The following is a 10,908-nucleotide window of genomic DNA, read 5'->3' on the forward strand; positions in this document are numbered from 1 at the left end:
CGCTTCTGACACCGCGGGCGGGCCCGTCCGGGGCCGCCCGCGCGCCGCTCAGCCCGCGGCAATCAGCGCCTTCAGATCGTCCTCGTTCAGCGTTTCCTTCTCGAGCAGGATCTGCGCCGCCCGTTCCAGAAGCGCGCGCTTGTCGCTCAGAAGCCGGACGGTCCGGTCGAAACTCTCGTCGATCAGCCGCTTCACCTCTTCGTCGATCAGCGCCGCGGTCTCGTCGGAATAGTCGTGCTGCTCGGCGAAATAGGGGTCTTCCGCCCCCATCATCGAATGGTGGTCCCGCTCGAGCGTCACATGGCCGAGCTTCTCGCTCATGCCGTAGCGGGTGACCATGGCGCGGGCGATGTCGGTCGCCTTCACCAGATCGTCCGAGGAGCCGGTCGAGATCTGGTCATAGATCACCTTTTCCGCCGCGCGCCCGCCCAGCAGCACCGCCATCTTGTTCTCGAGCTCGGTCCGGGTCATCAGGAAGCGGTCCTCGGTCGGGCGCTGGATCGTGTAGCCAAGCGCTCCCACCCCGCGCGGAATGATCGAGACCTTGTGCACCGGATCGACCCCGGGCAGCGACATCGCCACCAGCGCGTGGCCGATCTCGTGATGGGCGACGACGTCGCGCTCCTTCGGGTTGAGCAGGCGGTTGCGCTTCTCCAGCCCGGCGACGATCCGTTCCACCGCGTTGTTGAAATCCTCCATCGTCACCGCATCGCCGTCGCGCCGGGTGGCCAGAAGCGCCGCCTCGTTGACGAGGTTGGCCAGGTCGGCGCCGGTGAAACCCGGGGTCAGCGCCGCGATCTGCTCGGCCGAGACGTCCTTGGCGAGCGTCACCTTCTTCAGATAGAGCGCGAGGATCTGCAGCCGACCGACCTTGTCGGGGCGGTCGACCAGCACCTGCCGGTCGAAGCGGCCGGCGCGCAGCAGCGCCGGGTCGAGGATCTCGGGCCGGTTGGTCGCGGCCAGCAGCACCAGCCCCGAGGACGGGTCGAACCCGTCCAGCTCGACCAGAAGCTGGTTCAGGGTCTGCTCCTTCTCGTCATGCCCGCCCGACATCGGCCCGATGCCGCGCGCCCGGCCAAGCGCGTCGAGCTCGTCGATGAAGATGATCGCCGGGGCCCTGGTGCGGGCCTGCTCGAACAGGTCGCGCACCCGCGCCGCGCCGACGCCGACGAACATCTCGACGAATTCCGAGCCCGAGATCGAGAAGAACGGCACCCCCGCCTCGCCGGCGACAGCGCGCGCCAGCAGGGTCTTGCCGGTGCCCGGCGGCCCGACCAGCAGGATGCCCTTCGGCATGTGCCCGCCGAGCCGGCTGTAGTCCTTCGGGTTCTTCAGGAAATTGACAATCTCGACCAGTTCCGCCTTGGCCTCGTCCACCCCGGCGACGTCGGCGAAGGTGACGCCGGTGTCGGACTGCACGTAGACCCGCGCCTTCGACTTGCCGATCTGCATCAGCCCGCCGCCGATCCCGCCCTGCCCCATCCGGCGCATCAGGAAAATCCAGACCCCGAAGAACAGCGCCGTCGGCGCCACCCAAGACAGCAGATCGGACAGGAAATTGTTCTGCACCTCGCCGCTCACCACCACGCCCTGCGCCTGAAATTCCCGGGCGAGGTCGGGCTCGACCCGGGTGGTGACGAACATCGGCTTGCCGTCCCCGGGCGTCTTGTACTTGCCCTGGATGTACTGGTCCGAAACCGCGACCTCGGCGATCTTGCCCGCCTGCAGCTCGGTCTCGAACTGGCTGTAGGGGATCTGCTCGATCTGGGTGCTGCCGGCGTAGAAATACTGAAAGGCCGTCAGAAGGGCGAAGGCGGCCACCCAGTACCAGACGTGGAATTGAGTCGTCTTGTTCATGCCCGGTCTCCGTTTCGGTTCGCGCCATGCTATCCCCGTTGCCGCGTTCGCCGCCAGAGTGCAGGTGCCGAATCTGCGCCCCGATCAGGGGGTTGTGCGGAAAAGACGCGCGGTTTTCCCGCCCTCCGTGCCACAACCTTTCCGATCCTGCCGCCCCTGCTCGGCATACCCGGTTTTTGCCATGGGCGCATGACGGGCCCGGCGCCCGGCTGACGGCGGCGCGCTGTGGCGCCGCAGCTTGCCGAGATCTTCCGGCGCTACGGATACGAGGGCGCCGGCATCGGCGCCTTCGCGACGGAGACGGGGGCGGGCCGGAGCCGCCTCTGTCATTTCTCTCCCGGCGGCAAGGAAGAGATGGCCGCTGCCGTCGAGGCCTATTTCCGCTCCGGCCAGCGCATCTGCCTTGTCGGCGCCTTCGCGCTCGACGACGGGCGCACCCGCTTTTCCGGGCGGATCGAAAGCTATTTCGCCCGCTGGGGCGCGGCGCTGGCACAGTGCCTGCAGCGGGCGGGGTGGCCCGAACCCGAGGCCCGGCAGGAAGCCATCAGCATTCTGGCGGCGATTCAGGGCGGCATCGTCCTGACCCGCGCCTCGGGCAATGCAGAGGCGTTCCGGAGTGCGCTTGCAACGGCGCTGGCGCGGGCCGGGCGGGCCGGAACCGACGCAACCGGGGAATGAACCGGGGCCTGCGCCGGGACCCTGCGGCGAGGTCGCCCGCCAGGCCCGGCGCCGGTCTTGCCGGCGCGGGTCAGCGCGTCAGGCGCAGCCGGGCCAGGCGCAGGATGTCGGCCTGATTGCGCGCCCCGGTCTTCTGATAGAGGCTGCGGATCTGCGCCCGGATCGTCTCACGCGACAGCTCGGCCTGCTGCGAGATCTCGGCCGGCGACAGCCCCGCCACGATCCCGCGCGCCGCGCGCCGTTCGGCCGGCGTCAGCCGGTATTCCAGCGCGAAGACCTCCTCGTCGAACAGCTCGGTCGTGTCCAGCCCGTCGATCAGCACGATCAGCGAGATCCCCTGAAACAGCAGCGAGATTCCCTGCCGGGTGAGCCGGATCAGGGTCAGCCGCACCCCCGGCAGGGCCAGCGTCATCATGTCCGGCCCGCGATAGGCCGGTGACAGCATCGACTTGACCTGCGCCTCGACCCCGTCGTCGCGCATCAGCAGGCGCTGCCGCTGCGCCCGGAACGGCGCCTGCCGCTGCCGCAAGAAGGCCTCGGCCCTGGCGTTCATCGTCTGAATCGCGCAATCGCGGCCGAGGACGATCACCCCGAGGGCCGAGCTTCCCATCAGCCGGGCTTCCAGGCTGTCCGGCGCGACAGTGCCCTGACGCTGGTAGAATTGCGTGGCCCGGTGCAGATGCGGGGCCAGTTCCGTCAACCTCCGGCTCATCTCCTCGCGGATCAGGTCGTCGTTTTGCTCGCTCATCAGCGTCAGGCTGAAGTTCCAGGCCCCTTCGGCGCCCAGCTTGATGCCGGCGGAAGAGCGGATGCCGTTCGGCCGCAGCCAATCGTTGAAGAACTCGCTTGCGTGCAGCTGGTCGGCGGGCACCAGGTCGGCATCGGCATAGCCGAGGCTGTCCCTGCGCAGCGCCAGCGATTGCTGCAGCACGTTGACGCCGCAGAAATGGGCGCCGTAAGCGTTGATCGCCGGGGTGTCGAACCCCGCCTGCAGCGCCACGCCGCTTTCGTCCGGGCGCTGCGTGTTGAACATCTGCATCGCCGCCTTGCCGGAGGGGATGCCGCAGATCAGTTCATCAAGGAAGCGCTGCCAGTCCTGCTCCCCCAGCATCGCGGCATAGATGAGGTCGATCAGCTCTGCCTGCCGTTCCCTGTCCTGCCGGTCGTTGCGAGATCGCGCTCTGTTCACGACTGCCCTAAAGATTGTCTGCCTCGAGTGGCAGGTTGTAGAGCGTCTGGCCGGCAAGGTCCATCGAGCCGCGCAGGGTTCTTGCGTAAACCGCGCAGTGGAGGCGGTTTACCGCCATTTTGGAACTCAGCTCGACCAGCTCGGCCTGCCGGGTATAGAATTCCTCCTCGTTGTCGAGCAGGTCCGAGACCGAGCGCTTGCCGAGGTCGAAATACTGGCTGCGGTAGAGATTGCGCGTTTCCGCCAGCAGCGCGATCTGCCGTTTCAGCATCTCCTGCCGGCGCGCCCCGGCGGTGATGTCGCGCAGTGCCTTGCGCGAGGACAGGCTGGCGTCGCGATCGGCGGAGTCGAGCGCGGCCTCGGCCGCGTCGCGGGCATTGCGCGCAACCGAGGCCCTGGCGGTCAGCGCGCCGCCTTCGAGAAGGTCCGAACTCACCCCGAGATTGAGCCCGAGCCCGGTCGAGGTGTCGCCCGTGCCGAGCCGGGCCAGCGGCGACACGGTGATCTTCGGCACCCGCGCCTTCTGCGCCTGTTCGAGGTCGATCTCGGCCTTGGCCATCTTCAGCCGGGCGATGCGCATCTTGTCGGTCTCGCCGCGCAGCGCACAGCCGCCGCGGAACTCGGGGACCGCACCGCCGGCGGATTGGCCGCTGCGCCGCTCGAGCTGTTCGCGCGCATCGGCCAGCGCAAGCTCGGCGTCCTGCACCAGGAACGCCGCGTTCTGGACGCGCTTTTGCGTCTCGAGCAGGTCCGGCGCGGTGGTGGCGCCGATCTCGACCCGTTCGGAGACGAGCTTCTGCAACTCGGTCATCGCGGCAAGCTGTTTCTTGTAGACCGCCAGCGCCTCGGTGTTCATCCGCACCGCGTCATAGGCCTCGAGCAGCTCGACCGCCGCGTCATCCACCGCCTTCTGAAAGGTGATGTAGTCGATCTGCAGATCCATGTCGGCCGAGGTGACGGCGCGCTTGGTCTTGCCGAAATCCATCAGCAGTTGCGACACGTTCATCCGCAGCGCCGGATCGCCGTCGCCGGCCGAGCCGGCGCCGCCGCCCACCGTCATGCCGAGCGCCGGAAAGAGCGCGCCGCGCCGGACCCGGACCTGATCGGCGCTTGCGGCGACGGAACTGGCCGCCTCGCGCACGTCGGGGTGCAGCAGCAGACCGTTGCGCACCATGTCTTTTGCCGCCCGCCCCTGCCCAGGGGCGAGCGGCGGCATGTCCTTCGCACGGGCGATCAGCGCGGCTTCGGTGCCGTCGGGCGCGGGCAGGCTGCACCCTGCCAGCGCCAGCAGGCAGGAGCCCAGAATCGCGGTGCCGCGCAGGCCCGCTTCAGCGAAGAGTTTCATCGAATCTCAGTTCTTCTTGCCGATCACGATCTCGGCGCATTGCGGCCGGCGCCAGGCGGTGCCGGAGACCTTCTGCGCGGCGTCGAAATAGACGCGGTACTGGCACACCAGCGTGCTGCGCCGGTCATTGGCGGGCAGGCGGATGTCGAAGTCCCACGAGCCGTCCTGATTGGCCAGGACCGGCTTGCCGGCATAGCGCACGAGCGCCGCCTTGTCCTGGCCAAGCGCCACCTTGCGCATCTGCTGCGCGCTGCGCGCGGTGCCGCTGCGGGCGTAGGTCTCGTCCATGCCGGCATAGCTGCGTTCGACATCCGAGAAGCCCGCATCCGGGGCGACCACGTTCAGACCCGAGATTGCCCCGGCCCCGGCGGGCAGCGCGAGACCGATCAGGGCGGCGGCAAGGAACTGGCGGCAGGCAAAAGAGACTCTGGTCATTATTCTAATGTCCTCTTGTGGATCGGGCAGACAGCGCCCGGCATCGTTACTGGGGGTTACAGTCGGGGGGGTCATCGTTCGCGCAGGGCTTCGCGGGCGCGGTTGAAGGGTTTGATCAGATATTGCCAGACGGTCTTCTCGCCGGTCCGGATGTCGACCGTGGCGATCATGCCGGGCACGATCGGGAACACCGTCCCGGCCTTGTTCGTCAGATGATCGCTGTCGGTGCGGATATAGACCCGGTAATAGACGATCTCGGGTTTCACCTCGTCGCGCACGGTGTTCGGCGAGATCGTCGTGACCGCGCCCTTCATCCCGCCGAAGATCGAATAATCATAGGCCGAGATCTTCACCAGCGCGTCCTGGCCGGGGTGGATGAAGGCGATGTCGCGCGGCGAGATCCGGGCCTCGATCAGCAGCTGGTCATCGAGCGGCACGAGGGTCATCAGATTGCCGTTCGGCGGCACCACACCGCCGATGGTGGTGACCGCGATGTCCTTGATCACGCCGCGCATCGGGGCACGGAAGGTCAGCCGCTGCAGCTGGTCCGAGCGCCCGCGCACCACCGAGGACTGCACCTCGGCCTCGGCATTGGCGTTTTGCAGCTCCTCGCCGGCCTTCACCAGCCGGTCGGCCTTCAGGTTGGCGATGTCCATCTCGGTCTTGGCCGCCTCGCGTTCGAGGCTGATCAGCTCGACCCGGCTCGAGGCGCCCGAGGATTGCAGGCTGCGGGTGATCTCAAGCTCCTGCCGCACCAGCGCGAGCTCGTGCGTCATCCCGGCCAGCGCCTCGGTCATGCCGTTGCGGCGCGCGGTGAACAGGGCGGTTTCGTTGCGCTTCAGGTCATCGTGCCCGTCGAGTTCGGGCGGGAAGGTGATCGCCTCCTCTGCGGCGATCTCGGCGCGCAGCCGCGCCGCCGTGGCGATGGCGGCGTAATACCTGGCTTCGGCCTCCTCGACATTCGAGGCCGAGCGGGTCGGGTCGAGCCGCGCCAGCAGCTGCCCCTCGTCGACCACATCGCCCTCGTGCACCGCGAGCGAGGCGATGATGCCGCCGTCGAGCGACTGGATCACCTGCTCGCGCGAGCTGGGCACCACCGTGCCCGCGCCGCTCGAGACCTCGGTCAGCGGAAACACCCAGGCCCAGACGAGAAACAGCGCCACCGCGGCGGCCAGCACCCGCACGGTGCGGGTCTGATGGCGGATCACCGCATCGGTGCCGGAGAATGCGGTCAGGCTCATGCGGCGTTCCTCGGGCTGCGCAGCCGGGTCAGCACGGTGTCGCGCGGCCCGGTCATCACCACCGCGCCGGCGTTCAGCACCAGCACCCGGTCGACCGCCGACAGCGCCGCCAGCCGATGCGTGGCGATCACCACGCCGATCTTCGGATCAAGCCGGCCGAGCAGCGCGATGAACTCGCGCTCGGCCACCTCGTCGAGCGCCGCGCTCGGTTCGTCGAGCAGCAGCACCCGCGGCCGGCGCAACAGCAGCCGCGCGATCAGCAGCCCCTGACGCTGGCCGCCCGACAGCCCGGTGCCGCCCTCCTGCACCTGATGGTCAAGCCCGTCACGCAGCCGCCGCACCAGATCGAGCAGCCCGAGCTCGCCCAGCACCTGCACGATCTGCCCGTCCTCCACCCCCGGCGCGCCAAGCGTCAGGTTCTCGCGCAGCGTGCCGTAGAACAGCCGCGCGTTCTGCCCCAGATAGCCGATGTCGCGGCGCACGTCGGCCGGGTCGATCAGGCCAAGCGTGATGTCGTCGAGCCGGACCTCGCCCGCGAGCGGCGCGATCAGCCCGGCAAGACCGGCGAGCAGCGTCGATTTGCCCGAGCCGTTGTTGCCGAGGATCGCCAGCCGCTCGCCCGGCGCGATCTCGAGCCGGCCCACCTTCAGCACCGGGTCGTCAGCGGCATAGCCGAAGCTTGCATTCGCCAGCGAGAACGCCCCGCGGATCGCCGGCAGATGCACCCGGCGGGCGAATTCGGGCGTGTCGACGGGCAGTGCCATCAGCTTGTCGAGCGAGTCGCGGGCGATCTGCGCCTGTTGCCAGCGGTTGAGGATCTGCGCCACCGAGCCGAGCGGGGCCAGCATCCGCGACGACAGGATCGAGGCCGCGACCAGCACGCCCGAGCTGATCTCGCCGGCGATCACCATCGGCGCGCCGAAGAACACCACGACAGCGAAGGCCCCGCCCTGCACGCTCTGCGCCCAGCTCGACAGCCGCTCGACCAGCGTGCGCAGCTCCATCGCCGAGGTGGCGCAGGCCTCGTTGTATTGCATCCACTGGTTCTGGAACCGGGCCTCGGCCTGCAGCGCCTTGATGTCATCGACGCCCTGTACCGCCTCGACCAGCATCGCGCTGCGCAGCGCGCGCTCGCGCATGTTGGCGCTGGCGAGCGTGCGCAGCCTGCCCTGCGCCAGCAGCCCGGGCAGCACCAGAGCCACCGCCGCGGCCAGCGGGATCCACACCAGCCCCCCCGCCAGATAGGCGAAAAGCACGCAAAACAGCGCGAAGAACGGCACGTCCGCAATCGCCGCGATCGTCGTCGAGGTGATCATCTCGCGCACATGGTCCAGTTCGCGGATCTGGGCGATGAAGGTGCCGGTGGCCTTCGGCCGGCTGGCCGTGGTGACCCGCAGCGCATGGCCGAACACCAGGTCGGAGATTGCCAGATCCGCCCGTTTGCCCACGGCATCGGTGATGTAGCCGCGCAGCACCCGCAGCGCGTAGGAAAAGGCCACTGCCAGCATCACGCCGCCGAACAGCACCCACAGCGTCGGCAGCGACTGGCTCGGGATCACCCGGTCATAGACCTGCATCGAGAAGATCACCCCCGCCAGCGCCAGGATGTTCGACACCGCCGAGGCCAGCAGGATCGTGCGATAGGGCCGCAGATCGCCGGTGATCAGCTTGCGCAGCCAGTGCGGGTCATGCGGCGCGATATACAGATCGACCCGCGCATCGGGCGCCGCGGCGACCGGGCGCAGCACGAACAGCCGTCGCAGCCGCCGGCTCAGCTCGGCGCGCGGCAGCGGGGTGACGACCCCGCCATCGGTGCCGAAGCTGACGCCGAAGCCCTCGGGCGTCTCGGTCTCGATGACGCCGACGCTGCCGTCCTCGAATTCGGCGACCAGCGGCAGGCGCAGCGCGGTGACGGCGCCGGCATCGGCCGCGGTCTCGGCCAGCGCAAGCCCGGCATCGCGCGCAAGCGCCTGCAGTTCCAGCGCCGCGCCACGCCAGTCCGCCTGCCGTTTCAGATGCTCGGCCGAGGCGCCGATCCGGTAATGGCCGGCCACGCGCAGGATGCAGGCGACCCAGGCCTGCCCCTGCTGTGCGGCCTGCCCCTGCCGTGCGGCCGGCGGTGCCGTCTGCGGCACGTTCTCGTCCTCTTGCGTCATGTCTCGCATTGCACTTTCCGTCGATCGTTCCGCAACATCGCCCGGGGCAGCTCTGCCGCGGCCGCTCCGAAAAGCGCCGCGGCAGATGCGCCCCGGTGTCGGGCGGTCGCGATCAGTAATGCGACGCGGTCTTCAGCGCGCTGTCATCCCAGATCGAGGTCGTGTCGGCGTAAAGCGCAACCGTGCTCGAGCTGTCGGCGGGCGAGGCATCGGTCGCCTCTGTCGAGGCCGCGAAGGCGGTCGCGGTGAAGGCCGAGAACCCGCTGGCGGTCGGGGTCGAGTTGACCGTGAACTCGATGGTCGAGCTTTGCGGCGCGTCGGTCCCGTCCTGTGCGGTGGCGGTCACCAGAACGTCATAGGTTCCGGCCGGAATGTCGAGCGTCAGATACGACAGCTGCACCGCCCCGGGGCCGCCGGTCACGGTGATCGTGCCGCTGCTGTCCGCAACCGCCGTGCCCGTGCCGGTCGTGCCGTCGGCATAGACGACGTCGTAGTTCAGCGTCGCCCCCTCGACCAGCCCGCTCACCGTCATCGTCAGGCTTTCGGAGCCGTCGGTGTCGGTCAGATTGGCGCCGACCCCGGTCAGCGGGATCCCGCTGCCCTCGGTCCCGGTATAGCCGTAATCCAGCCCGTAGAAGCCGTTGCCGTCGGCATCCGACCCGTCGTCGAAACTGCCCAAAGACAGGTAGTTGTAGCTCGAGATCGCATCCTGGACGTCGGACAGGTTGCCGAACAACGGCACCTCGCTGCCGTCGGTGTTGACGACCGAGAAGTCGTAATTCCCGACGCCGGACGCGTTGTGCAGATAGAGGTCGAACGTGTAGAACCCGGTTTCGTCGACGGTGAAGGTGCTTTCGGTCGAGGTCGAGGTTCCCCGCCAGTTCGCATGGCCGGAGGCGGCGTCGCCGATCACGATCGTGCCGCTGTCGTCCACGGTGCCGGAGAACTCGTAGGTCTGCCCGGCTTCGAGATAGATATAGCCGGTGATCAGCTTGGCCTGGTAGGTCGGCAGCGAGCTGCTTTCGAGCGAGGTCGTCGTCGACTGCGTGGCCGACCCCATGTTATGCGCAACCAGGTAGTCGATGGCGTTCACGAGGTCTTCCGAATCCGCGCCGTCGCCGCCGTTCTTCAGCAGGTTGTAGGTCGTCGATCCATCCTTCACGGAGGTGATGTTCGACCAGCTGTAGGTGCTGAAGCTGGTGCCGCTGATGGTGAAGGTGAGCCCGTCCGTCGCCGTCGGCATATCGGTGACCGGGGCCACGCTCACCTGCGCCGTGGCGGTCGAGCCGTCGCTCAGCGTGTAGGTGAGCGTGGTCTCGCCGCTGTAATTCTCGCTCGGCGTGTAGGAGATCGCGCTGCCGCCGCCGGTGATCGTGGCGGTCCCGTTGCCGATGCTGACAGAAGTCACCGTCAGCCCCGAGCCGGTCGCGCCGAGCAGATCCGCAACGGTGAAGCTCGCCACGGTATCCTCGGTCGCGGCGAGAGGCGCGAAGGTGCCGGTATCATCGGCGGTGCCGGTGTTGCCGGCCGGATCGGTGACCGAGGCGGTGACGGTATAGCCGCCCTCGGCGAGATCGGCGGGGACATCGACGCTGTAGCTGCCGTCGGTGCCGACGGTGGTGGTGAAGGTCTGGCTGACGTGGTCCGAACCGGTGACCACGAGGGTCACGGTGCTTCCGGGCGCCGCATCGGTGCTGCCGGTGATCGTCGGCGTCGGGTCATTGCTCAGCGCCGGCGCATCGACGCTGATCGTGGGCGCGACGGTGTCGATCACGCCGGTATCATCGGCGCTGCCGGTATTGCCGGCCGGGTCGGTGACCGAAGCCGCGACGCTATAGCCGCCCTCGGCGAGATCGGCGGGCACGTCGACGCTGTAGCTGCCGTCGGTGCCGACGGTGGTGGTGAAGGTCTGGCTGACATGGTCCGAGCCGGTGACCACGAGGGTCACGGTGCTGCCCGGTGCCGCATCGGTGCTGCCGGTGATCGTCGGCGTCGGGTCATTGCTCA

General features: G+C 68.5%; 8 protein-coding genes. 1 reads left to right on the forward strand and 7 read right to left on the reverse strand.

The features are described from left to right. Positions 1-48: 48 nt before the first annotated feature. Positions 49-1,857, reverse strand: coding sequence for an ATP-dependent zinc metalloprotease FtsH (ftsH, locus tag EOW66_RS19890; protein ID WP_128158033.1), 1,809 nt, complete (start codon positions 1,855-1,857; stop codon positions 49-51). Positions 1,858-2,082: 225 nt separating this feature from the next. On the opposite strand from ftsH, the gene EOW66_RS19895 reads away from it, so the two are divergent. Continuing rightward, entirely contained in the window at positions 2,083-2,535 is a 453-nt protein-coding gene (locus tag EOW66_RS19895) for an LmrA/YxaF family transcription factor (RefSeq protein WP_128158034.1), read from the forward strand. Positions 2,536-2,605: 70 nt separating this feature from the next. On the opposite strand, the gene EOW66_RS19900 is transcribed toward EOW66_RS19895, so the two are convergent. From EOW66_RS19900 to EOW66_RS19925, 6 genes are all read right to left on the reverse strand, one after another. Continuing rightward, positions 2,606-3,724 (reverse strand): helix-turn-helix transcriptional regulator, encoded by a 1,119-nt coding sequence (locus EOW66_RS19900; protein ID WP_128158035.1) that lies wholly within the window; start codon positions 3,722-3,724, stop codon positions 2,606-2,608. 7 nt (positions 3,725-3,731) lie between these two features. Beyond that, a complete protein-coding gene (locus tag EOW66_RS19905; RefSeq protein WP_128158036.1) occupies positions 3,732-5,069 on the reverse strand; it encodes a TolC family protein in 1,338 nt (445 codons plus the stop codon). 6 nt (positions 5,070-5,075) lie between these two features. Continuing rightward, entirely contained in the window at positions 5,076-5,504 is a 429-nt protein-coding gene (locus tag EOW66_RS19910; RefSeq protein WP_128158037.1) for a hypothetical protein, read from the reverse strand. 71 nt (positions 5,505-5,575) lie between these two features. Continuing rightward, a complete protein-coding gene (locus EOW66_RS19915; RefSeq protein WP_128158038.1) occupies positions 5,576-6,745 on the reverse strand; it encodes an HlyD family efflux transporter periplasmic adaptor subunit in 1,170 nt (389 codons plus the stop codon). After that, positions 6,742-8,910: a type I secretion system permease/ATPase gene (locus EOW66_RS19920; protein ID WP_128158039.1), complete on the reverse strand. Its 2,169-nt coding sequence runs from the start codon at positions 8,908-8,910 to the stop codon at positions 6,742-6,744. The genes EOW66_RS19915 and EOW66_RS19920 overlap by 4 nt, the downstream gene beginning before the upstream one ends. 103 nt (positions 8,911-9,013) lie before the next feature. Then, a partial coding sequence (locus tag EOW66_RS19925) for a beta strand repeat-containing protein (RefSeq protein ID WP_206363761.1) occupies positions 9,014-10,908 on the reverse strand: 1,895 nt, incomplete at its 5' end.

The sequence above is a fragment of the Paenirhodobacter huangdaonensis genome (genome assembly GCF_004022465.1).
GTDB lineage: Bacteria > Pseudomonadota > Alphaproteobacteria > Rhodobacterales > Rhodobacteraceae > Rhodobacter > Rhodobacter huangdaonensis.

Coding starts and splice junctions, on each gene's coding strand:
- ftsH (WP_128158033.1), bottom strand. CDS start 1,857: ATGAACAAGACGACTCAATTCCACGTCTGGTACTGGGTGGCCGCCTTC.
- EOW66_RS19905 (WP_128158036.1), bottom strand. CDS start 5,069: ATGAAACTCTTCGCTGAAGCGGGCCTGCGCGGCACCGCGATTCTGGGC.
- EOW66_RS19910 (WP_128158037.1), bottom strand. CDS start 5,504: ATGACCAGAGTCTCTTTTGCCTGCCGCCAGTTCCTTGCCGCCGCCCTG.
- EOW66_RS19915 (WP_128158038.1), bottom strand. CDS start 6,745: ATGAGCCTGACCGCATTCTCCGGCACCGATGCGGTGATCCGCCATCAG.
- EOW66_RS19920 (WP_128158039.1), bottom strand. CDS start 8,910: ATGCGAGACATGACGCAAGAGGACGAGAACGTGCCGCAGACGGCACCG.